The sequence below is a fragment of the Actinomyces timonensis genome (genome assembly GCF_040702965.1).
In the GTDB taxonomy this organism is placed as follows: domain Bacteria; phylum Actinomycetota; class Actinomycetes; order Actinomycetales; family Actinomycetaceae; genus Actinomyces; species Actinomyces timonensis_A.
Window position 1 is genome coordinate 1909221 of the sequence record NZ_CP159989.1, and the last position, 22909, is coordinate 1932129.

19 protein-coding genes and 1 pseudogene are annotated in these 22909 nt (G+C 73.5%); 11 read left to right on the forward strand and 9 right to left on the reverse strand.

The window, feature by feature from the left end:
* Positions 1-21 precede the first annotated feature (21 nt).
* The 5 genes from ABXS69_RS08290 to ABXS69_RS08310 all read left to right on the forward strand — a co-directional run bounded on the left by ABXS69_RS08290 (position 22) and on the right by ABXS69_RS08310 (position 3883).
* Complete coding sequence (locus tag ABXS69_RS08290; RefSeq protein WP_366180216.1) at positions 22-1380, forward strand: GTP-binding protein; 1359 nt, start codon at positions 22-24, stop codon at positions 1378-1380.
* Positions 1377-2180, forward strand: coding sequence for a uroporphyrinogen-III C-methyltransferase (gene cobA / locus ABXS69_RS08295; RefSeq protein ID WP_366180217.1), 804 nt, complete (start codon positions 1377-1379; stop codon positions 2178-2180). Before ABXS69_RS08290 ends, cobA begins: the two co-directional genes overlap by 4 nt.
* Before the next feature lie 38 nt (positions 2181-2218).
* The gene (locus tag ABXS69_RS08300) at positions 2219-3169 is read left to right on the forward strand and encodes a sulfite exporter TauE/SafE family protein (protein ID WP_366180218.1); all 951 of its coding nucleotides are present in this window, start codon (positions 2219-2221) and stop codon (positions 3167-3169) included.
* Positions 3166-3555 carry a CbiX/SirB N-terminal domain-containing protein gene (locus ABXS69_RS08305; protein ID WP_366180219.1) on the forward strand — a complete coding sequence of 130 codons (390 nt, stop codon included), beginning with the start codon at positions 3166-3168 and terminating at the stop codon, positions 3553-3555. The genes ABXS69_RS08300 and ABXS69_RS08305 overlap by 4 nt, the downstream gene beginning before the upstream one ends.
* Positions 3556-3619: 64 nt before the next feature.
* Positions 3620-3883 (forward strand): CbiX/SirB N-terminal domain-containing protein, encoded by a 264-nt coding sequence (locus ABXS69_RS08310; protein ID WP_366180220.1) that lies wholly within the window; start codon positions 3620-3622, stop codon positions 3881-3883.
* 394 nt (positions 3884-4277) lie between these two features.
* Here ABXS69_RS08310 and ABXS69_RS08315 read toward each other — a convergent pair whose 3' ends face one another.
* Positions 4278-5126 carry an SDR family oxidoreductase gene (locus tag ABXS69_RS08315; protein ID WP_366180221.1) on the reverse strand — a complete coding sequence of 283 codons (849 nt, stop codon included), beginning with the start codon at positions 5124-5126 and terminating at the stop codon, positions 4278-4280.
* A 109-nt stretch (positions 5127-5235) separates the two neighbouring features.
* On the opposite strand from ABXS69_RS08315, the gene proC reads away from it, so the two are divergent.
* Positions 5236-6060: a pyrroline-5-carboxylate reductase gene (gene proC, locus ABXS69_RS08320; RefSeq protein WP_366180222.1), complete on the forward strand. Its 825-nt coding sequence runs from the start codon at positions 5236-5238 to the stop codon at positions 6058-6060.
* Positions 6061-6118: 58 nt separating this feature from the next.
* On the opposite strand, the gene ABXS69_RS08325 is transcribed toward proC, so the two are convergent.
* Genes ABXS69_RS08325 through arc form a run of 4 tightly spaced genes read right to left on the reverse strand, consistent with a single transcriptional unit; the run spans position 6119 to position 11085 of the window.
* Positions 6119-7597 carry a proteasome accessory factor PafA2 family protein gene (locus ABXS69_RS08325; protein ID WP_366180223.1) on the reverse strand — a complete coding sequence of 493 codons (1479 nt, stop codon included), beginning with the start codon at positions 7595-7597 and terminating at the stop codon, positions 6119-6121.
* Positions 7594-7782: a ubiquitin-like protein Pup gene (locus ABXS69_RS08330; RefSeq protein WP_366180224.1), complete on the reverse strand. Its 189-nt coding sequence runs from the start codon at positions 7780-7782 to the stop codon at positions 7594-7596. Before ABXS69_RS08330 ends, ABXS69_RS08325 begins: the two co-directional genes overlap by 4 nt.
* 25 nt (positions 7783-7807) lie before the next feature.
* Complete coding sequence (locus tag ABXS69_RS08335; RefSeq protein ID WP_366180225.1) at positions 7808-9529, reverse strand: proteasome accessory factor PafA2 family protein; 1722 nt, start codon at positions 9527-9529, stop codon at positions 7808-7810.
* A complete protein-coding gene (arc, locus tag ABXS69_RS08340; protein ID WP_366181578.1) occupies positions 9526-11085 on the reverse strand; it encodes a proteasome ATPase in 1560 nt (519 codons plus the stop codon). The genes ABXS69_RS08335 and arc overlap by 4 nt, the downstream gene beginning before the upstream one ends.
* A 261-nt stretch (positions 11086-11346) precedes the next feature.
* Between arc and valS the strand changes: the two genes are divergently transcribed.
* The 3 genes and pseudogenes from valS to ABXS69_RS08355 all read left to right on the forward strand — a co-directional run bounded on the left by valS (position 11347) and on the right by ABXS69_RS08355 (position 18102).
* A complete protein-coding gene (valS, locus tag ABXS69_RS08345) occupies positions 11347-14154 on the forward strand; it encodes a valine--tRNA ligase (RefSeq protein ID WP_366180226.1) in 2808 nt (935 codons plus the stop codon).
* Between the two features lie 101 nt (positions 14155-14255).
* Positions 14256-16094, forward strand: a complete 1839-nt coding sequence (locus ABXS69_RS08350) for an AMP-dependent synthetase/ligase (protein WP_366181579.1) — start codon at positions 14256-14258, stop codon at positions 16092-16094.
* A 123-nt stretch (positions 16095-16217) separates the two neighbouring features.
* Positions 16218-18102 (forward strand): annotated as a pseudogene (locus ABXS69_RS08355) (long-chain fatty acid--CoA ligase).
* 39 nt (positions 18103-18141) lie between these two features.
* On the opposite strand, the gene ABXS69_RS08360 reads toward ABXS69_RS08355, so the two are convergent.
* The 4 genes from ABXS69_RS08360 to ABXS69_RS08375 form a co-directional block, all read right to left on the reverse strand.
* Complete coding sequence (locus tag ABXS69_RS08360; RefSeq protein ID WP_366180227.1) at positions 18142-18468, reverse strand: chorismate mutase; 327 nt, start codon at positions 18466-18468, stop codon at positions 18142-18144.
* Complete coding sequence (clpX, locus tag ABXS69_RS08365) at positions 18465-19766, reverse strand: ATP-dependent Clp protease ATP-binding subunit ClpX (RefSeq protein WP_366180228.1); 1302 nt, start codon at positions 19764-19766, stop codon at positions 18465-18467. The genes ABXS69_RS08360 and clpX overlap by 4 nt, the downstream gene beginning before the upstream one ends.
* Positions 19767-20092: 326 nt before the next feature.
* A complete protein-coding gene (locus ABXS69_RS08370; RefSeq protein ID WP_366180229.1) occupies positions 20093-20788 on the reverse strand; it encodes an ATP-dependent Clp protease proteolytic subunit in 696 nt (231 codons plus the stop codon).
* Position 20789: 1 nt separating this feature from the next.
* Positions 20790-21431, reverse strand: coding sequence for an ATP-dependent Clp protease proteolytic subunit (locus ABXS69_RS08375; protein WP_366180230.1), 642 nt, complete (start codon positions 21429-21431; stop codon positions 20790-20792).
* Between the two features lie 192 nt (positions 21432-21623).
* On the opposite strand from ABXS69_RS08375, the gene ABXS69_RS08380 reads away from it, so the two are divergent.
* Together ABXS69_RS08380 and ABXS69_RS08385 are read left to right on the forward strand one after the other, a co-directional pair.
* Positions 21624-22478 carry a class I SAM-dependent methyltransferase gene (locus ABXS69_RS08380; protein WP_366180231.1) on the forward strand — a complete coding sequence of 285 codons (855 nt, stop codon included), beginning with the start codon at positions 21624-21626 and terminating at the stop codon, positions 22476-22478.
* A gap of 89 nt (positions 22479-22567) precedes the next feature.
* Positions 22568-22909: a cupin domain-containing protein gene (locus tag ABXS69_RS08385; protein ID WP_366180232.1), complete on the forward strand. Its 342-nt coding sequence runs from the start codon at positions 22568-22570 to the stop codon at positions 22907-22909.

Sequence of the window (22909 nt, forward strand, 5' to 3'; positions counted from 1 at the left end):
CGACGAACCCGAGGACACATGATGACCCCGACCGCTTCCCCTCCCACGTCCCCGAGCACCGGGGCCGGCGCGCCCGCCGAGGGCCGGCCCACGGGCCTGCTGCGCCTGGCCACGGCCGGCAGCGTCGACGACGGCAAGTCCACGCTCGTGGGCAGGCTCCTGTTCGACTCCAAGTCCGTCCTGCGCGACCAGCTCGCCGCCGTCGAGCGGGTCAGCCTCGATCGGGGCATGCCCCGCACGGACCTGGCCCTGCTCACCGACGGCCTGCGCGCCGAGCGCGAGCAGGGCATCACGATCGACGTCGCCTACCGGTACTTCGCCACCCCCAGGCGCTCGTTCATCCTGGCCGACTGCCCCGGGCACGTGCAGTACACCCGCAACACAGTCACGGGGGCGTCGACGGCCGACCTCGTCGTCCTGCTGGTCGACGCCCGCCACGGCGTTGTCGAGCAGACCCGGCGCCACCTGGCGGTGGCGGCGCTGCTGCGGGTGCCGCACGTCGTCGTCGCCGTCAACAAGATCGACCTCGTCGACTACTCCGCCGAGGTCTACGCCCAGGTGGCCGCCGATATCCAGGACGTCGCGCGGGGGTTGGGGCTGGCCGACGCCCGCGCCCTGCCGACCTCCGCGCTGGAGGGGGACAACATCGTGACCCGCTCCGCGCGCACCCCGTTCTACACGGGCCCGGCGCTGCTGGAGCTCCTCGAGACCATCAGCGTCGACCCGCCGGAGGCCCGCCAGCCCTTCCGCCTGCCCGTGCAATCCGTCATCCGCCCCCAGAGCGCCGCCCCCCGCGGCCTGGAGGACTTCCGCGGCTACGCCGGGCAGGTGGCGGCGGGCGCCGTGGCGATCGGCGATGAGGTCGTCGCCCTGCCCTCGGGGCGCGCCACCAGCGTCACGGGGATCCACCTGGGGGATCGCCCCCTGGAGCGCGCCGTCACCGGCCAGTCCATCACCATCGAGCTGGCCGACGACATCGACGTCTCGCGCGGGGACCTGCTGGCCGCGCCCGAGGGGGCGCCCCGGCCCAGCCGCGATGTCGAGGCGAGCCTGGCGTGGCTGTCCGACCGGCCGCTGCGCGAGCGCGACCGCGTCCTGGTCAAGCACGGCACGAGGACCGTCCAGGCGGTGGTCACGGATATCGCCGGGCGCCTGGACCTGGACGACCTGGCGCTCGTGGAGGCGGACGGCCTCTCCCTCAACGACATCGGACGGGTGCGCCTGCGCCTGTCCGAGGCCATCCCCGTCGCCCCCTACGAGCACTCCCGCACCGACGGCGCCTTCCTCGTCATCGACGCGCATGACGGCTGGACCCTCGCGGCGGGCATGGCGCACGACCCCGACGAGGCCCCGCTCGCGCATCCGCGGGAGCGCTCATGAGCAGGCCGCTCACGGCGCCAGCGCCCTCACGGCCCGCTTCCCCCACGACCCCCGAGGAGCCCCGCGCCGCGGGCTCGGTCGCTCTCGTGGGAGCCGGCCCCGGGGAGGCCTCGCTCATCACCGTGCGGGGGCTGGAGCTGCTGCGCCGGGCCGACGTCGTCGTCATTGACCGGCTGGCGCCGCACGAGCTCCTCGAGCACTGCCCACCGGGCACGGAGGTCATCGACGTCTCCAAACGCCCTGGACGCCACCTCGTCCCCCAGGACGGCATCGACGCGCTGCTCGTCGAGCGCGCCCGGGGCGGGGCACGGGTCGTGCGCCTCAAGGGCGGGGACCCCTTCGTCCTCGGGCGGGGCGGCGAGGAGGTCCAGGCCTGCCGGGCGGCCGGCGTCGACATGGAGGTCGTCCCGGGCGTCACCTCGGCCGTGGCCGTGCCGGCGGCCGCGGGCATCCCCGTCACCCACCGGGGCCTGGCCCGCGGGTTCTCCGTGGTCAGCGCCCACGAGGACCTCATCTCCACCGTGCCCGCGCGCCGGGACCACACGCTCGTGCTGCTCATGGGCGTCACTCATCTGGCCCGCTCAGTGTCGATCCTGCTGGGCCGCGGCGCCGATCCCCTCACCCCGGCGGCCGTCGTCGAGAGCGGCCTGCGTCCCGATCAGCGGGTGACGACGACGATCCTGCGATGCCTCCCCGAGGTCGCCGCCTCGGTCGGCGTGACCGCGCCGGCGGTCATCGTGCTCGGCGACGTCGTCACCCTCAGCCCCCACTGGGAGCACCGCGTCATCACCGGATCCTGACCCCACCCCATCCCGAATCGGAGACCACGGAGGCCCTCATGCGCAAACTCGTCATCCTCGCCCTCGCCGGGCTCGCCGCCCAGCTCGTCGACGGCGCCCTCGGCATGGGCTACGGCGTCACAAGCTCGTCCCTCCTGCTGCTGGCCGGGCTCAGTCCTGCCCTGGCCAGCGCCTCGGTCCACCTGGCGGAGATCGGCACGACCATCGTCTCGGGGGCCTCCCACCACCGGCTGGGCAACACGGACTGGAGGCTCACCGCCCGACTGGCGGGCCCCGGCGCGGTGGGGGCGTTCCTCGGCGCCACCGCGCTGTCCCACCTGTCCAGTCGAGCGGCGACGCCGATCAGCTCCACGATCCTCCTGGCGCTCGGGCTCTACGTGCTGGCGCGCTTCACCATCCGCCCGCCCGCGGCCTCCTCGGCCCGTCGGAGCCCCCACTCGAAGATGTTCCTGACGCCGCTGGCGCTCCTGGGAGGCTTCATCGATGCCACAGGCGGGGGCGGCTGGGGCCCCGTGACGACGACGACACTGCTCAGCCGGGGGCGAACCGCCCCGCGCACGGTGGTCGGCAGCGTCGATACCGCGGAGTTCCTCGTGAGCGTGGCGGCCTCGGCCGGGTTCCTCGCGGGGCTGGGGGCGGCGGGGATCGATGCGAGGGTCGTCCTGGCGGTGCTCTGCGGGGGCGCTCTGGCCGCGCCGCTGGCCGCGTGGGTGGTCTCCCGCCTGCCCGGGCAGGTGCTGGGCAGCGGCGTCGGCGCTCTGATCGTGTGCACGAACCTCACGACGATCCTTCATACGGCCGGGGCGCCCGCGGCGCTCGTCGGCGGGATGATCGCCGCGCTGGCGCCGATCCTCGCGGTTCTGGTGGCCATCAGCGCGCGACGGGCTCGGCGCTCGCTCCGGCTCACCGCCGCCGCGCCGCATCCGCGCCAGCAGGCACTCCGGGAGCCCGCGCCCCGTGAGCCGGTGACCGCGGGGGCAGGGCTGTGAGCGCGGCCGTCGACCGGGGCGATGCCGGGCGTGCCCGCCGCCTCGTGCTCCTGGCCCATGGGACGCGCATGCCCGGCTCCGCCCCCCTCCTGGAGCGGATCGCCCGCGATGTCGCAGCGCGGTTGCCCGGGGTGGAGGTGGACCACGGGTACGTCGAGTTCCAGTCGCCCAGCGCGGTCGAGGCCCTCCAGGGCGGGGCGGATCCGGTGGTGGTGCCGGTCTTCCTCGGCTCGGGGTACCACGTGGAGAAGGACCTGCCGGCCATGGTGGACGAGCACGGCCCGGCTCGGCTCACCGAGCACCTGGGACCGCACCCGGCGCTCATCGGCGCCGTCGTCGACCGGCTCGCCGCAGAGGCTCGCGGAGCAGGGCGCCCACTGGGGTGATCTGGATGGGATCGTCCTGGCCGCAGCAGGATCGCGGCGGGCCAAGCCGGTGCGGGAGGCGGGGATGGCGGCCCGCGCGCTGGAGTCGAGGGTCGGCCTGCCGGTGCGCGCCGCCTACCTGTCCGGGAGCGCGCCGACCGTGAGCGAGGCGGTGGCGGCGTGGCGCGCTGAGGGGGCGCGGTCCATCGCGGTGGCCACCTACCTGCTGGCCGAGGGGCGCTTCTCGGCGGCCCTGCGCTCCAGCGGCGCCGAGGTCCTCGCCCCTCCGATCGGCCACCATGCCGCCCTGGCCGAGGTCGTCGTCGAGCGCTACCTGCGCGCCGCCTGAGCCCTGGGAGCCGTGCCGCGCGGTGAGCGCGCCCCGATCCGTCGGCCGGTGCCATCCACCCCGAACAGCGCCATCGACACCGAGTGGTGCCGTCTGCACTGAGAGGTGCCATCCGCACCGAACGGTGCGTCCTCCCCGCACCAGTGGGTGCGAAACGCACCAGTCGGGGCGAGGCGCGCTGCTCGGCCCAGGCACGCTTGCAGGCGCGAACCACATCGGCCGGACCATCCACACCGAACAGCGCCATCCGCACCGAGCAGCGCCATCCGCACCGAACGGTGCGTCCTCCCCGCACCAGTCAGTGCGAACCGCACCAGTCGGGGCAAGGCGCGCTGCTCGGCCGGGGCGCACCTGTGGGCGCAAACCGCGCGTGTCGGGGAGCGGGCCGTACCCCTCAGCGGTCGCGCGCGATGACGGTGTTGGACGCCTGGGCGCGGGGGCGCACGGTGAGGGAGTCGATGTTGACGTGGGCGGGGCGCTCCAGGGCCCACACGACGCACTCGGCGACGTCGTCGGCCACGAGCGGCTCGGCGACGCCCTCGTAGACCCGCGCGGCCGCGGCGGCGTCGCCGTGGAGGCGGTTGAGGGAGAACTCCTCGGTGGCCACCAGCCCCGGGGCGATCTCGATGACTCGCACGGGCTCGCCGACGAGCTCGAGGCGCAGGGTGTTGGCGATGATCCGCTCGGCGTGCTTGGCGGCCACGTAGCCCGCGCCGCCGGGGTAGGTGGCCTGGCCGGCCGTGGAGGTGAGGAAGAGGAGGTCGCCGCCGCGCTCGCGCATCGCGGGCAGGAAGGCCTGGCTCACGCGCAACGCCCCCAGGACATTGCGCTCGTACATGGTCAGCCATTCCTCGGGCTTGCCCTCGGCCACGGGGTCGACGCCGATCGCGCCGCCGGCGTTGTTGACCACGGCGTCGATGGGACCGGCCGCCTGGGCCTCACGGGCCAGGCGCTCGATGTCCTCCGGCTCCTGCAGGTCGGCGGCGACCCAGGAGCAGCCGGTCTCGGCGGCCAGGGCGGCCAGTCGCTCAACGCGCCGGGCGGTGGCGACGACCTCCCATCCGTGGGCGCGCAGGAGGCGGACGGTGGCGGCCCCGATCCCGGTGGAGGCGCCGGTGACGAGCGCGCGGCGGACGGGGACGGACTCAGCGGAGGACTCGGAGGCGGACTCAGCGGCGGAGTCGATGGCGGGATCAGCGGTGAGCCCGTCGGGCGCTGATCGTGCTGGGGCTGCGGTGCTCATAAGCCCATTGTGGACCGCGGCCCGGGGCCGGCGCCATGCGGATCATCTGGGATGGGAGGAGATCGGAGGCGTCCGGATGAGATCGCCGCCGGGCGGGTAGCCTGGGGCGATGACGACCTACGGCTTCATCGGCGCGGGGAACATGGCGGGAGCGATCGTTCGAGGGGCGATCGGCGCGGGCATCGCCCCCGCTTCCCTCCTCGTCACAAGCGCCCACGGCTCGGCCAGGGCCCTGGCCGGGGAAACGGGCGCTGAGCACGTGCCCGACCCCGCGTCCCTCATGCGCCGCCTGGGGGCGGGGGACGTCCTCGTCCTGGCGGTCAAGCCGCAGGCGCTGCCCGGGGTCGTGGAGGGGATCGCCCCCGTGCTGGCCGAGCGATCACCACTCGTGCTGTCCATCGCCGCGGGGCTCACGCTCTCGCGCCTGGCCGCCCTCCTGCCCGCCGGCGCCCGGGTGGTCCGGGCGATGCCGAACATGGCCGCCGGGGTCGGCGCCTCGATGACGGCGCTGGCGGCGGGCCCGGGTGTCGATGAGACCGCCATGACGCCGGTGCGCGCGCTCATGGGCGCCATCGGGCGCACCGTGGATCTGGAGGACAAGGACTTCTCCGCCTTCGTGGGCCTGGCGGGCTCCTCCCCCGCCTTCGTCCTGGCCTTCATCGAGGCGCTGTCCCGGGCGGGCGTGCTGGGCGGGATCCCCAAGAGCACGGCGGTCGGGATCGTCACCCAGGCCGTGCTGGGCTCGGCTCTGGCCGCCCAGGCGGGGAGCGCCGCCGAGCCGCCCCGCACCCCGGCGGATCTCATCGACGCCATCTGCTCGCCGGGCGGCACGACGATCGCCGGGCTGACGGCGATGGAGCGCGCGGGATTCTCCGACGCCGTCGTGCGGGCCTTCGAGGCCACGGTCTCCAGGGACCGCGACCTGGGGGCCTGAGGCCGCACGGGTCGGGCCAGTCGCGCCGCCGCGCGGGCCGCCCTCCGCCCCCGGGCGCTCAGAGCCCCTGGGGGCGGATGCGCCGGATCTCCTCGGGGAGCAGGGCGCGAACTGTCCCGATGAGGGCCTCGGCGGCGGGGTCGCTGGACGCCGCGGGATCGAGCAGGTCGACGGCCGGCGAGGGAGGCGAGTCCAGGCGGATGCTGGACCAGGTGACGGAGAAGTCCGCCTCGCGATCGAGGCAGGCCCGGATGAAGGCGCCGCGCAGGGCGGCCCGCGTCGGTGGAGCCTGGATGGCCGCCTGCTCGATCTCCCACGGTGAGCACAGCTCGGCCATCTGCCCCTGGGCGCGCAGGCGCTGGGTCAGGCCGCTGCTCGCGTCGAGGTCGTGGTAGGCCAGGTCCACCCGCTGCCGCAGCACGGTGAGCGCCTGCCCGCTGAGATCGGGGTGGCGCTGCCGGTGGGCGCGCATGACGCGCCGCTTGATCGCCCAGTCGATCTCAGTGTCGATGGCGCTGGCCTCCCGCGCCCGCAGGGCGCCGATGACCCGGGGGGCGAGGTCCCGCACGAGGTGCTCCGCGCCCTCGAGGGCGGGCGGGGCGCCGACGGCGTCGAGGCGGTCGAGCAGGCGCGCCAGGATCTCCTCCTGCACGTCCACGGGGGTGAGGGCCCGCCCGTCACGGGCCCGCGCGGCCCGGTCCCCCCAAGGGCCCGAGCCCAGTGAGGCCAGCGCCTCCAGCGGATCGGCCAGGACGACGCCGTCCATGTCGACGCCCGCCTCGAGGGCGTCGAGGAGGAGGGTGGTCAGGGCGGCACGCAGGCCCGTCGTCGTTGAGGACATCGTGGTGTCGGCGCAGGTGATGTGCAGGCGCCGCAGGCGGCCCGGGTCGGCGTGGGGCTCATCCCGGGTGTTGACGAGGGCCCGCTCGCCGGTGGTGTCGGCCGAGGTCAGGGCGCGCAGGTGGGGCGCCCTGGGGGACAGCGCCCAGGCCGAGTCCTCATCGGCCCCGCGATCCTCACCGGCCCCGTCGGCGCTGGCGCTGCCGCGCGCGGGGGCGCCCGAGCCCACGAGGACGGGCCGGGTGGCCAGGAACGTGGAGAGCACGGGCAGGATCGCCTCCGGGCTCACGCGGCGGGGCAGGGAGTAGTTCTCGTGGCAGCCGTAGGTGTGGCCGGCGGAGTCGTTGTTGTTGGCCAGGACATGGATCGTCCGCGAGCCCCCAGCGCCCTCAGCGCCCCCGGGGTCCCCGTCGCGCGCAGCGGCGAGCTCGGCCATGGAGGCGATCAGGGCCCTGCCGGCCTCGTCCTGGGCGATGAGCTGGCGCACGGTGGCGCACTCGGCGGTGGCGTACTCGGGGTGCGAGCCGACGTCGAGGTAGAGGCGACCGCCGTTGGGCAGGAACAGGTTCGTGCTGCGGTAGCCCGGTGGGCGGTGGCGCATCAGCTCGTCGGCGGTGCGCGCGGGGTCCTCCGCGCGGCCGTCGGTGCCCAGGCGCAGCAGGCCGAACTCGGTCTCCAGGCCGAAGACGCGGCTCACTGCCCGCCCTTCTGGACGAAGCCCTGGACGAACTCCTGGGCGCCGACGGCGAGCACGTCGTCGATCATGTCCAGGACGCCTCCGAGATCCTGGCCGCGCGCCGGGCCGGCGCCGCCGGGCTCGGGGGCGTCGTCCGGGGCGGGGTCGTCGTGGTGGGTGGATTGGGGCTGGGCGGTCTCGCTCATCGCTGCTCTCCTCGATCGCGGGGCGTCATGGTCGTGGAACGGTCGGGGTGTCGGCCCTGGTGAGGGCGGCGGCCTGGGGCGGGCCGAGGCGGCCGGCGCCCACGAGGGCCTCTAGGAAGTCCCTCGGGGTGCCGGGGGCCCTCAGCAGGGGCTCGGTCTGGGCCCGGCCGTACGCCGTGGGCTCGTCGAGGGCCAGGCGCTCGTCGTGCTCGCCCCCGGCGTCGAGCACGACCGCCTGCCAGCCAGCGGCGCGGACGGCACCGGGGAAGCGGGCCAGGAGGCGGCCGCGCAGCCACGCCCGGGTGGTGGGCGGCGGGGCGCTCAGGGCGGCGCGGGCACGGGCCTCATCGAGGCCACCGGTGGCGGCGGCCGCGGCCGGGACCCTGTGGGCCAGGCCCGCGCCGACCTCGCCCCAGGCCAGGTCGACGGCGTGGAGGACGGGCTCGCCGGCCGGCCCCGGGTGGCGCTGGGCCGTGGCGCGCAGGAGCTCCCCCTTGGCGACCCACTCCAGGTGCCCGGCGGCGCCGCGCTCCCCGGCGCGCAGCCGCCTGAGCTCGTTGATCGAGGCCTCCCAGAAGGCCAGGAGCGCCCCGGTCTCACGGCCGTCGGCGTCCAGGCCGTCCGCGAGCGCGGCGAGGTCGGGGATCAGCGGGTCGGATTCGGGGGCCCGGTGGGGCGCCCCGACGCGGTCGAGGCTGGCGACGACGGCGTCGAGGTAGGCCTCCAGCACGTCGAGGGGGTCGGCGCTCCCGCCGTCGGCCAGGGCCAGGCGGTGGGCGAGGGACGTGTCGCGCGAGACCGCGCGCAGCTCGGCGATCGGATCGGCCAGGGCCAGGCGCTTCCAGGGCGCGGCGCCGGGGGCGGGGTCCGCCGCGGTGAGGCACACCAGGGAGGCGATGCCCAGCGCCAGCCAGGTGATGGTGGGGAAGGCGTTCGCGTCGCCGGGGATGAGGTGGAGGCGGCGCCAGCGGGCGGGGTCGGCGTGGGGCTCGTCGCGGGTGTTGATCAGGGGCCGGTTCATGACGGTGGGCAGCCCGATGACCGTCTCGATGTAGTCGGCCCGCTGGGAGGCCTGGAGGCGGGCGCCGCTGGTCACCGCCCCGGTGCCGGCGCGTCCCGCCCCAGTGAGCAGGGGGCGCACGACGAGCAGGGGGATGAGGGCCTGGGCCAGCGCCTCGAAGGGCACAGCCCGGGGGATGAGGATGTTCTCGTGGGTCCCGTAGGAGGCGCCCTTGCCATCGATGTTGTTCTTGAACAGGCGCACGGGCGCCCCCCGCGAGGCCAGGAGCGCCGCGCCGTCGGCGAGCAGGGCCTGCCCGGCCAGGTCGTGCAGGACGGCCTGGGCGGGGGTGGAGCACTCGGGGGTGGCGTACTCGGGGTGGCCGTGGTCGTCGTAGAGGCGGCCGCCGTCAGGCAGGCACGTGGAGGTTCCCCGCTGCCAGGACTCCTCCATGTCGGTCAGGCGCGCGGCGGCGCTGGTGCGCGGGGCCCGGGTCTCGAGGGCGGGGCCGCGGATCTCGTCGGTGAGCATGGCGGGGTGGGCGTCCTCGCGGCGCATCTCGAATCCGCGGGCATCGCGCAGGGGCTGCTCGGCCGTGTAGTCCCAGCGCACGCCCTCGGGCCGGCCGTCACGACGCGCGGCCTCGAGGCAGGCGTCGATGACCTCCGCGGCGCTGGCCCCGAGGATCCCGTACTCGGTCTCGATGCCCATCACCCGGTCGGCCGGGCGCAAGCCGGGCCCACTCACGCCGGCCCTCCCCCCAGCGGCCGGGCGGCGGTGACGGGCACGCCGCGCCGGCCGGTGACCCTGGCCCAGTCCTCGGGGCGGGTGGCGGCCACGAGCCCCCTGCTCTCGTCGAGCTCGTCGGCCAGGGCGGCGCGCAGGTGCTCGGCGGTCAGGCCCCGCCGCCCGGTGGTCACCAGGTCCTTGATGGCGGCCTTCTTGGCGCGGTCGACGATGTTGGCGAGCATGGCGCCGCTGGCGAGGTCGGCGGCGCGCAGGACCTCGACGCTCCCGTCGGCGTGGGTGAGCTCGACCATCTCGCTCCCGGGGGCCTCGGAGTAGAGGCGGGCGACGACGCCGTCAATGAGGGCGCGGATGGCCGCCGATCGCCCGCCCGCCGAGGCGACGAGGCCGTCGCGCAGCGGGAGGTCCTCGGTGAGGTAGGTGGCCAGGATCTCGGCGGCGCCCTCGGCCGTGGGCCGGTTGATGCGGATCTTGACGTCGAGTCGGCCGGGCCGCAGGATGGCGGGGTCGATCATGTCCTCGCGGTTGGTGGCCCCGATGATGATGACGTTGTCGAGCTCGTCGACGCCATCGAGCTCGGCGAGCATCTGCGGCACCACGGTGGTCTCGACGTCGGAGGAGCGCCCGGAGCCGCGAGTGCGGAAGAGGGAGTCCATCTCGTCGAAGAAGACGACGACGGGGATGCCGGTGGCGGCCCTCTCCCGGGCACGGGCGAAGATGACGCGGATGCGGCACTCGGTCTCGCCGACGTACTTGTCGAGGAGCTGGGGGCCCTTGATGTTGAGGAAGTAGGCCTCGCCCCTGCCCTTGGCGCCGAGCGATGAGGCCACCGCCTTGGCGATGAGGGTCTTGCCGCAGCCGGGGGGCCCGTACAGGAGGACGCCGCGCGGCGGGATGAGCCGGTGCTCGCGGTAGAGGTCGGCGTGGAGGAAGGGCAGCTCGACGGCGTCGCGGATGAGCTCGATCTGGGGGCCGAGCCCGCCGATGTCCTCGTAGGAGACGTCCGGGGCCTCCTCCAGGAGGAGGTCCTCGACCTCGGCGCGGGACAGGGGGCGCAGGGCCATGCGCGCCGTGAGGTCGGCCACGAGGACGTCCCCGGCGCGTGGGGCGCGGCGGGAGAGCCCGTCCGCGAGCGCGAGGACGATCTCCTCGTCGTGGCGGGCGGTGACCAGGACGGTGGAGTCGTCGTAGGCCTCCTTGACGCTCACGACCTCCCCGCCTCGGGGCCTCGGCGCGGTGGCGGTGATGACGAGGTGCTCGTTGAGGAGCACCTGGGCCCCGGGGGCGAGGGAGGAGGCGACGACGTCGGGCCCCACGCCCACGCGGTGGCGCCGGCCCGCGAGGGCGACGTCGGCGGCGCGCTCGGTGGGGTGGGCGGCGATGACGGTGGCATGGGCCAGCGGCGGGGCCTGGAGGGCCTGGAGATCGTCGTGGAGGGAGGCGAGCTCGGTGCGGGCGGCGCGTAGGGCGTTGGCGAGCAGGGTGTTCTTGCGGGTCAGGGTCGCGACGTCGTCGCTCAGCCCCGCGATGCGCGCGCCCGGGGACTCCTCGGTCATGCCCGCCTCCTCGTCATTGGGGATCGCTGCGGCCAGTTCTGGCACAAGCGTACCAATCCTCTCCCCCTCGCGCGAGACCGGTCGAAATCAGGAGCGAGACCGGTCGAAAACAGCACCGAGACCGGTCCTCGGGCCGAGGAGGGGTCCGGGGACGGCCGATGGGGCCCCGCACCCACCTCTCACGGCCTGGTAGCCCACCTCACAGGCGCGTCGCCCCGCCCGCTTGGAGCGCCGAGGCAGCCCCGTGACAGAATCAGCGGCATGTCGCAGCCCAGTAACTCATCCCGTTTCATCCCCTCGCAGCTCCACAGCCCGCGCGTGCCCGCCAAGGTGAGCGCCGACGGCCTGGAGTCCGCCTGGGGGCAGCGCTGGGAGGAGGACGGCACCTACGCCTTCGACCGCTCCGCCGAGCGCCCCGAGGTCTTCTCCATCGACACCCCTCCCCCGACGGCGTCGGGCTCGCTGCACGTGGGGCACGTCTTCTCCTACACGCACACGGACGCCCTCGCCCGCTACCAGCGGATGCGCGGCAAGGCCGTCTTCTACCCCATGGGCTGGGACGACAACGGCCTGCCCACCGAGCGCCGCGTCCAGAACTACTACGGCGTGCGCTGCGACCCCTCCCTGCCCTACGACCCCGACTTCACCCCCCCGCGCACCGGCGGCGAGGGCAAGTCCGTCAAGGCCAGGGATCAGAAGCCGATCTCGCGGCGCAACTTCGTCGAGCTCTGCGAGCGCCTGACCACCATCGACGAGGCCCAGTTCGAGGCCCTGTGGCGCCAGCTCGGGCTGAGCGTGGACTGGAGGCAGACCTACCAGACCATCGGCGAGCGCGCCCGCAAGGTCGCCCAGGCCGCCTTCCTGCGCAACCTGGAGCGCGGCGAGGCCTACCAGGCGGCGGCCCCGGGCCTGTGGGACGTCACCTTCCAGACCGCCGTCGCCCAGGCGGAGCTCGAGTCCCGCGAGTACCCGGGCTTCTACCACCGCCTGGCCTTCCACGTCGTCGACGCCGACGCTGCCGAGCGCGCGGCCGCGGCGGGCGCCCCCATCGAGACCGGCCCGGCCGGCACCCATGACGTGTGCATCGAGACCACGCGCCCCGAGCTGCTCGCGGCCTGCGTGGCGCTCATCGCCCATCCCGATGACGAGCGCTACCAGCCGCTGCTGGGCACGACGGTGTCCTCCCCCGTCTTCGGCGTCGAGGTTCCGGTCCTGGCCCACCCGGCGGCGGAGAGGGACAAGGGCGCCGGCATCGCCATGTGCTGCACCTTCGGCGACACCACCGACATCGAGTGGTGGCGCGATCTCGGCCTGCCGCTGCGCGCCATCCTGCGCAAGGACGGGCGCATCGAGGCCGAGACCCCCGAGTGGATCACGACCGCGGCGGGCCGCGAGGCCTACGCGTCCATGGCCGGCAAGACCACCTACTCGGCGCGGGAGACCGTGGTGGCCGCCCTGGCCGCCAGCGGCGAGATGCGCGGCGAGCCGACCCCGACCACCCGCCAGACGAACTTCTTCGAGAAGGGCGACAAGCCCCTGGAGATCGTCACCTCCCGCCAGTGGTACCTGCGCAACGGCGGGAAGGACTGGACGAACCCGGCCACTGGCGCCGACCTGCGCGCTGATCTGCTCGCCCGCGGCGCCGAGCTCGACTTCCACCCTGATTTCATGCGGGTCCGCTACGAGAACTGGGTCAAGGGGCTCAACAACGACTGGCTCATCTCCCGCCAGCGCTTCTTCGGCGTGCCCTTCCCCGTCTGGTACGCGATCGACGACGACGACGGCGAGGTGGACTACGCCCGCGTCCTCACCCCCGCCGAGGCCGAGCTGCCGATCGACCCCTCCTCGGACGCCCCGGCCGGGTACACCGAGGATCAGCGCGACCAGCCGGGCGGCTTCACCGCCGAGCTCGACATCATGGACACCTGGGCGACCTCCTCGCTGTCCCCCCAGCTGGTCTCCGGCTGGCTGACGGACGAGGACCTCTTCAACCGCGTCTACCCCATGGACCTGCGCCCCCAGGGCCAGGACATCATCCGCACCTGGCTGTTCTCCTCCGTGGTTCGCGCGGACCTGGAGTTCGGCTCACTGCCCTGGAGGCACGCGGGCATCTCCGGATGGATCCTGGACTCGGACCACAAGAAGATGAGCAAGTCCAAGGGCAACGCCGAGACCCCCATGGGCCTGTTGGAGAAGTTCGGGGCCGACGCCGTGCGCTACTGGGCGGCCTCGGCCCGCCTGGGCCTGGACGCGGCCTTCGAGGAGCAGCAGATCAAGATCGGCCGCCGCCTGGCCATCAAGCTCCTCAACGCCTCCAAGTTCGCCCTGTCCATGGGCCTGCCCTGGGACGCGGACGAGGAGGCCCTCGCGGCCGCCCCCGCGCCGAGCCTGGACGCCGCCGCCGTCACCGAGCCGATCGACCGGGCGGTCCTGGCGGCCCTGGCAGATGTCGTGGATGCCGCGACCGCCGCCTTCGAGGGCTTCGAGCACGCCCGCGCCCTGGAGGCCGCGGAGTCCTTCTTCTGGACCTTCTGCGACGACTACATCGAGCTCGTCAAGGACCGCGCCAATGACCTGAGCGGCTCCCACGACCCGGTCGCCGTCACGAGCGCCCGCACGACCCTGGCGATCGCCGTGGACGCCTTCGTGCGCCTCTTCGCCCCCTTCCTGCCCTTCGCCACGGAGGAGGTGTGGAGCTGGTACCGCACCGGCAGCGTCCACCGCTCCGCCTGGCCCGAGGCCGCGCCCCTGCGCGAGGCCTCCGTCGGTGCCGACGCCGCCCTCGTGGCCCGCGCCGGCCAGGCGCTGGCGGCGCTGCGCAAGGTCAAGTCGGAGGCCAAGACGAGTCAGAAGACGCCGATCCTGTCCGTGGCGCTGGCCGTGGCCCCCGAGGCCCAGGCGAGCGTGGAGGCGGTTCGCTCCGACCTCCTCGAGGCCGCGAAGGTGACGGGCCCGATGACCCTGGCCGCGGCCGAGCCTCGCGCGGGCGACGACGGCGAGCCGGCCCCGGCTGTGACCGTCACCGCCGTCGAGCTCGGTGAGGCCCCGGCCAAGCCGAAGAAGGGCTGAGGACCGTGCCGCAACGGACCCCCGCCCCCGCCGGCGCCGCGCCCCACCCGTCCCTGGGGGCCACGACCGTCGTCGACGGCGCCGCCTCCAGCCCCCTGACCATGGGCGCGTCCGGCACCTGCGACAACCGCGACACCGAGTCGGGGTGGACCGTCCCCTGGCTGCTGGCCGACCGCATCGCGCGCACCTCGGAGCGCCCCATCATCGAGCGGCGCAGCTCACTGGGCACATGGGCGCCGATCACCGCCCGGGCCTTCGGCGAGGAGGTCGCCCGGATCGCCGCGGGGCTCATCGGCTTGGGCCTGGAGGCGGGCATGAGCGTGGCGATCATGTCCCGCACCTGCTACGAGTGGACGCTCCTGGACATGGCGATCGCCCGCGCCGGGCTGGTCTCCGTGCCCATCTACGAGACCGACTCGGCCGAGCAGATCGAGTGGATCCTCGACGACGCCGACGTCCGCCTCGTCGTCACCGAGACCTCCGGCCACGCGCTCGTGGTGGACGCCGCCATCAAGGCCCGCTCGGCCGCCGACCCCGGCGCCGAGCGCCCCCGGGTCCTGTCCCTGGACCGAGACGCCCTCACCGAGCTGACGACGGCCGGGCGCACGATCTCGCGGGCCGTCGTCGAGGATCGCTCGGCCGCCGTGCGCCCCGAGGACATCTTCTCCATCATCTACACCTCCGGCACGACGGGCCGCCCCAAGGGCGTCGAGATCACCCACCGCAACGCGGCGGGCCTGGCGCACAACGGCGTCCACTGGATGCCTGACCTCCTCTACCGCCCGGACACTCGGCTCCTGCTCTTCCTGCCGCTGGCGCACTCCTACGCGCGCTGCCTGGAGCTGCTGTCCCTGGCGGGCCAGGGCGTGCTCGGACACACCCCGGACGTCAAGACCCTTCTGCCGGATCTTCAGGCCTTCGGGCCCTCCTACGTGCTGGCCGTGCCGCGGGTGCTGGAGAAGATCTACAACGCCGCCGACGCCAAGGCGGGCAGCGGCATGAAGCTGCGGACCTTCCGCTGGGCGGCGAAGGTCGCCATCGAGTACTCCCGCGCGCTGGACACCCCGATGGGCCCCTCGAAGTCGCTGGCCGCCTCGCACGCGCTGGCCGACCGCCTCGTCTACCGCACGCTCCGCGCCCTCCTGGGCCCCAACGCCCGTTTCGCCATCTCCGGCGGCGGGCCGCTGGGCGAGCGCCTCGGGCACTTCTACCGGGGCATGGGCCTGGAGATCCTCGAGGGCTACGGGCTGACCGAGACGATCGGCCCCACCTGCGTCAATCTCGACGCGCGCAACAAGATCGGCACCGTGGGCCCGCCCGTCTGCGGCAACGAGGTCCGGGTGGACGAGACCGGCGAGATCCTCCTGCGGGGCCTGGGCGTCTTCCGGAACTACCACAACAACCCCGCCGCCACCGCCGAGTCCTTCACCCCCGATGGCTGGTTCCGCACCGGAGACATCGGGGCCATCGACGACGACGGCTGGGTGCGCATCACCGGTCGCAAGAAGGACCTCATCGTCACCGCGGGCGGCAAGAACGTGGCCCCGGCGATCCTCGAGGACCGGCTGCGCGGCCATCCCCTGGTCAGCCAGGTCCTCGTCCTGGGGGACGACGAGCCGTTCATCTCCGCGCTCATCACGCTTGACTCGGAGATGCTGTCCCAGTGGCTGCGCAACCACGGCCTGCCGGAGATGGGCGTGGTCGAGGCCGCGGCCCACCCGCAGGTGCTCGCCGCGCTGGAGCGCGCCGTGGCCCGCACCAACGAGGCGGTCTCCCGGGCCGAGTCGATCCGCGAGTTCCGCGTGCTCACCACGGACTTCACGGAGGCCAACGGCCTGCTCACCCCCTCGCTCAAGGTCAAGCGGGCCGCCGTCATGGAGGCCCATGCCGACGCCGTCGCCTCCATCTACGCGGGCAAGCTCCGGGGCCCGGAGGCCTGACGCGCTCACGATCAGCGGAAGCCGCCGGTCAGGGGCGTCTCCCGGGGCCGCTGGCAGGGAGTGGGACGCGCACGTGACCGTATTCGGGCCCCGCCGCGCGCCTCGGCGGGCGATGATGGGGCTATGACGAGCCCCGCGCGCCCCGGCACCGAGCCGGCGGATCTCCAGCAGCACGCTGCCAGCACCACCCGCTCCACCCCGCTGGCGGTCCCCGTCCACGACGGGATGACGGCCCCGTGGGCGCTGGCCGAGCGCGTGCGCCGCTCGCCGTCCGCCCCGCTCGTCGCCCGCAAGCCCTCGGTCGGGCGCCGCTGGGTCCCCATGAGCGCGGCGGCGTTCCAGGCCCAGGTCCGTGAGGTGGCGTCCGGGCTCATGGCGCTCGGCCTGCGCCCCGGGGACATGATCGCGATCATGTCCCACACCTGCTTCGAGTGGACCCTTCTGGACTTCGCCGCCTGGGAGGCGGGCCTCGTCGTGGTGCCGATCTATGAGACCTCCTCAGCGGAGCAGGCCGAGTGGATCCTCACCGACGCCTCCGTGAGGCTGGTGGTCGTCGAGAACGCCGGCATGGAGCAGATGATCGAGACGATCCGCTCGCGGGCCGCCGATCAGGCCGCCCTGGCGGACCTGCGGGTCATGTGCCTGTCGCGCGGCGCGATCACGGATCTCATCACCGCGGGCAAAGGCGTGGACCGCGCCGGGCTGGACGCCCGCGCCTCCGCGCTCACCAGCGCGGACCTGGCGACGATCGTCTACACCTCGGGCACCACGGGGCGCCCCAAGGGGGTGGAGCTCACTCACGGTAACCTCTTCCAGTTGGGCGTCAACACCTGCGAGCACGTTCCCGAGGTCCTCGGCGCCGGCGAGGTGCGCGCCCTCATGTTCCTCCCCCTGGCCCATGTGCTGGGGCGGTTCATCGAGATCGCCATCGTGTGCTCCGAGCGCGGCGTCATGGGCCACGCCCCGGATGTCAAGCACCTCGTGGACGACCTGGCGACCTTCTCCCCCACCTTCGTCGTCGCCGTTCCGAGGGTCTTCGAGAAGATCTACAACGCCGCGGACGCGCGCTCGACCGGCAACAAGCAGAAGGTCTTCCGCCTGGCCGCCAAGACGGCGATCGCCTACTCACGCGCCCTGGACACCCCCGAGGGGCCCAGCCGCGGCCTGCGGGCGCAGATGAGGATCTTCGACCGTCTCGTGTTCTCCAAGCTTCCGCGCGCTGCTGGGCGGGAGGGTCTCGCACGTCATCAGCGGCGGCGGTCCTCTGGGGGAGCGGCTCGGCCACTACTACCGGGGCGCGGGGGTGACCGTCCTGGAGGGCTACGGCCTCACCGAGACATCCGCGCCCTGCGCCGTCACCCTGCCGGCGAGCATGCGGATCGGCACGGTGGGCGGCCCCATGCCGGGCACGGAGCTGCGCCTGGCCGACGACGGCGAGATCCTCGTGCGCGGCATCGGCCTGTTCCGGGGCTACCACGCCAACCCCGGGGCCACGGCCGAGGCCCTCACCGCCGACGGCTGGCTGCGCACGGGCGATATCGGCGCGTTCGAGGCCGACGGCTCGCTGCGCATCACGGGTCGCAAGAAGGAGCTCATCGTCACCGCCGGGGGCAAGAACGTGGCCCCGGCGGTCCTGGAGGACCGGCTGCGCGGCCATCCGCTGGTCAGCCAGGTTCTCGTCGTCGGCGACAACCGCCCCTGCATCGGCGCCCTGGTGACGCTGGACGCGGAGATGCTGCCGCTGTGGCTCGCCTCCCACGGGATCGAGGACCTCGACCCCGTGTCGGCGGTGAGCGATCCGCGCGTGCGCGCGGCCCTGGAGCGGGCGGTGGCCCGGGCCAATGAGGCCGTGTCCCGAGCGGAGTCGATTCGGATCTTCACGGTGCTGCCGGGTGACTTCACGATCGACAACGGCCTGCTCACGCCCTCGCTCAAGGTGCGCCGGGCGGAGGCCCTGGCGCGCTTCGCCGATGAGATCGACGCGCTCTACAGGAGGCCGGTGGCCTGATTGATCCGGGCCGGGGCCTCGCGCCCCCGCCCGGGGCTCTCATTCGGAGAGCACGTCGCGGATCTCCTCGTGGTGGCGGATGACCTCCGCGACGATGAAGGTGAAGAACTTCTCCGCGAAGACGGGGTCGAGCCCGGAGTCCTTGGCCAGCGCTCGCAGGCGGGCGATCTGGCGGGCCTCCCGCTCGGGGTCCGACGGCGGCAGGTCGAGGCGTGCCTTGAGCTCGCCGACCTGCTGGGTGCAGCGGAAGCGCTCGGCGAGGAGGTGGACGAGGGCGGCGTCGAGGTTGTCGATGGTGACGCGGTAGCGCGCGAGGGCGGCGGGCACCCCGGGGATGTCCCGCTCAACGGCCTCGGAGGCGCTCATGCGGTCCGGCTCCTGCCGTGCTCGGCCTTGCGGGTGGAGCTGAGCGAGCCGGTACCGGCCTCGTAGCGGGGGCGGGCGGTGCCGCGCACGGCGTCGGCGTCGACGACGACGCACCCGACCTCGGGCATGGAGGGCACCTCGAACATGGCCTCGCCCAGGACCTCCTCGACGATGGAGGTCAGGCCCCTCGCGCCGGTCTTGCGCTCCAGGGCCTTGGCGGCGATGGCCTCGATGGCCTCGTCGGTGAAGACGAGCTCGACGCCGTCGAGCCCGAAGAGGTACTGGTACTGGGAGACGAGGGCGTTCTTGGGCTCGGTCATGACGCGCACGAGCTCGGGGACGCCGAGGTCCTGCACGGTGGCGATGACGGGCAGGCGGCCGATGAACTCGGGGATGAGGCCGAAGGTGTGCAGGTCCTCGGGGCGCACCGGGGAGGTGAAGACGTCCTTGGCCTGGTCCTTGGCCAGCGTCGCGCCGAAGCCGACGAGCTGGGCGCCGGTCTCCTTGCGCTGGCGGGCGCGTACGATCTCCTCGATGCCGGCGAAGGCGCCGGCGGCGATGAACAGGATGTTCGTCGTATCGATCTCGAGATACTCCTGGTGGGGGTGCTTACGCCCGCCACCCGGGGGGACGGAGGCGGTGGTGCCCTCGATGATCTTCAGGAGGGCCTGCTGGACGCCCTCGCCGGAGACGTCGCGGGTGATCGAGGGGTTCTCGGCCTTGCGGCCGATCTTGTCGATCTCGTCGATGTAGATGATGCCCTTCTCGGCGCGCTTGATGTCGCCGTCGGCGGCCTGGATGAGCTTGAGGAGGATGTTCTCCACGTCCTCGCCCACGTAGCCGGCCTCGGTGAGCGCGGTGGCGTCGACGATGGAGAAGGGGACGTCCAGGAGCTTGGCCAGCGTGCGGGCGAGATGCGTCTTGCCGGTGCCGGTGGGGCCGAGCAGGAGGATGTTGGACTTGCCGAGCTCCAGGCCGTCGCCCTCGGCGACGGCGCGCTCGCGCACCTGGACGCGCTTGTAGTGGTTGTAGACGGCCACGCTCATGGCCCGCTTGGCGCCCTCCTGGCCGATGACGTAGCCGTTGAGGAAGTCGAAGATCTCCTGCGGCTTGGGCAGCTCGAGGGGTACGCCGACGGATCCGGAGCCGAGCTCCTCGTCGACGATCTCGTTGCACAACTCGATGCACTCGTCGCAGATGTAGACCCCGGGGCCGGCGATGAGCTTCTTGACCTGCTTCTGGCTCTTGCCGCAGAAGGAGCACTTGAGCAGGTCGACGCTCTCAGCATTGCGTGGCACGTGTCCCCCTTGTGTCGTCGGGTCCGCCCCCAGGCGACGCGGGGAGCGCCGCTGGAATCAGGGAACGGGGTGCCGCCAGCCTATTAGGTCGAGCGTCCTGGCGCGAGGGCCGGGCCCGGCGAGCCCCTGAGCGATCACCCACCCGGTGGCGGGCGCCGCGCGGCGCGACGGCGGGCGCGCGCCATCCCCGAGCGGTGCCATCCGCGCCGAGCGGAGCGCGCCACCCCGACTGGGGCCATCCACGCCCACTGGTGCGGGGAGGACGCACCACTGGGTGGAATCGGCACCAGTCGGGGCGGATGGCGCCGCTCGGGCGCCACGAGACGTCAGGAGGAGTGCGGGGAGGGCGCGGCCTTGCGAGGGCTGAGCACCTGGTCGACGATCCCGTACTCGAGGGCCGCGGCAGCGGTGAGGATCTTGTCGCGCTCCAGATCCCTGTGGATCTGGTCGCGGTCCCGGCCGGTGTGCGCGGCCAGGGTGTCCTCCAGCCAGGCGCGCATGCGGTCGATCTCGTCGGCGACGATCTCGATATCGCTGGCCTGGCCGTGCACGCCCTCCATGGCGGGCTGATGGATGAGCACGCGGGCGTTGGGCAGGGCCAGGCGCTTGCCCGGGCTGCCCGCGGCCAGCAGCACGGCGGCGGCGGAGGCGGCCTGGCCCAGGCAGACGGTCTGCACCTGCGGCTTGATGTACTGCATCGTGTCGTAGATGGCGGTCAGGGCCGTGAAGGAGCCGCCAGGGCTGTTGATGTACATGGTAATGAGCCCATCGGGGTCCTGGGACTCCAGGACGAGGAGCTGGGCCATGATGTCATCGGCGGAGGCGTCGTCCACCTGGACGCCCATGAAGACGATGCGGTCCTCGAAGAGCTTGGCGTAGGGGTCCTGGCGCTTGAAGCCGTAGGCGGTGCGCTCCTCGAACTGGGGCAGCACGTAGCGGGACCGCGGCATGGCGGCGGCGCCGACCGCGCCGGCGGGGCCCATCTGGCGCGCGACGGCCTCGAAGTAGGGACGAGTGCTCATATCAGTTCTCCCCGTTCTGCTGGCCGATCTCCCGGCTGGAGCGCACGATGTGGTCGACGAAGCCGTACTCGAGGGCCTCGGGCGCGCTGAACCAGTGGTCGCGGTCCGAGTCGGCGATGATCTCCTCGACGGAGTGGCCGGTGTTGGCGGCCGTGATCTCAGCGAGCTCCTGCTTCATCTTGATGATGAGGTCGGCGTTGATACGGATGTCCGTGGCGGATCCGCCGGCGCCCCCGGAGGGCTGGTGCATGAGGACCCGGGCGTGCGGGGTGAGGTAGCGCTTGCCCTTGGCGCCCGCGCTGAGCAGGAACTGGCCCATGGAGGCCGCCATGCCGGTGGCCACGGTGACGACGTCGGGCTGGACGTACTGCATGGTGTCGTAGATGGCCATGCCGGCGGTGACGGAGCCGCCGGGGCTGTTGATGTAGAGGTAGATGTCGCGCTCGGGGTCCTCGGCGGCCAGCAGCAGCATCTGGGCGCAGATGGCGTTGGCGTTGTCATCGCGCACCTCCGATCCCAGCCAGATGATGCGCTCCTTGAGGAGCCTGTTGTAGATGGAGTCGGTCAGGCCCAGCCCGGCGCCCTGGCCCTCGTGGGCACTGGGTGCGGCGGCTGCGCCGGGGCGCGTGTGGAACTCGCTCACGTCTGTCCTCTCGTGTCGGTGTGTCAACGCTAGCGCGAGGCGGCTGAGCGCCATGCCCGCCCCCGTGGCCTTTTCGCTCACGGCACAGGGTCCGCCGGGTGGCCGCCCCCTCACCGCAGGGGTAGCGCAGGCCCGGGGATCAGGTTAGTCTGCCCTCATCCATATTTCTCTCGACTGCGACAGGAATTAATCATGGAGGCGGAGCATCGCCCATCCCGGGGCGAGGGGGTGAGCGCCTCTGCGGGCCACGGCCAGCGCCGGGGGCCGGAGGCCTCGCGCATGCAGGGGCACTGGCTGCTCGCCAAGCTCGGCAAGCGGGTGCTGCGCCCCGGCGGCATCGAGCTCACCCGCCGCCTCCTCAAGGCCGTCGACATCGGCCCGGGGCAGCGCATCGTCGAGCTGGGGCCGGGTGTCGGCCGCACCGCCGAGCTCCTCCTGGGCTCCTCCCCCGCCTCCTACCGGGCCGTCGATCCCAACCCGGAGGGCCGCGAGCAGGTCGCCGCTGTCCTCGCGGGGCACTCGCGAGCCGACTACGTCGTCGCCGATGCCGCCGACACGGGGCTCCCCGCAGGCGAGGCCGATCTCGTCATCGGCGAGGCGATGCTGACCATGCAGTCGGAGGAGGGCAAGAGGGCGATCATCGCCGAGGTCGCCAGGCTCCTGGCCCCCGGGGGCCAGTACGCGATCCACGAGCTCGCCCTGCGCGCCGATCGCGGCGAGGAGGAGAGGGAGGCCGCCCGCAAGCGCCTGTCCCGGATCATCAAGGTGGGGGCCAGGCCGCTGCCCGAGGAGGAGTGGCGCGCCCTCCTGACGGGGGCCGGGCTGGAGGTCGTGTGGACCGGGACGGCCCCGATGCGCCTGCTCGAGCCCCGCCGCCTCATCGAGGACGAGGGGGTTCTCGGGGCCCTCCGCTTCTGGCGCGCCGTGCGCCGCACTCCCGGCGCCCTGGATCGCGTCAGGGCGATGCGCGAGACTTTCCGAGCGCAGGGCGAGATGCTGAGCGCCGTCAGCATCGTCGCGCGCAAGCCCGCCCCCGCCCGAGGGTGAGCCGGGACCGCCACGGCGGCCCGGCGCGCTCCCATCCGCCCGTCCATCCACTCATCCGCCGATGCCCAACCGCGAGAGGAGCACCCACCATGCCCACCACACCCGTCACCGAGTCCCTGTTCCGCCTGGGTCTCAATGAGGCCCTTCCCGTGAGCGAGGAGGCCACGACGTCGCGGGTCGTCGTCAACAACGACGTCCTGCGCACCGTGATCTTCACCTTCGACGCCGGCCAGCTGCTCACCGAGCACGCCTCCCCCAAGGCGGTGGTCGTCACCCTGCTCGAGGGGGAGATGGACTTCTCCATCGGCGGGCGGACCGAGCGCCTGGCGGCGGGCGACGTCGTCTACCTCGCCCCGGGCGACCGCCATGCCCTCACGGCCGTCACCGCCTGCCGCATGCAGCTGGTCATGGTCGACGTCGACGAGGAGTGA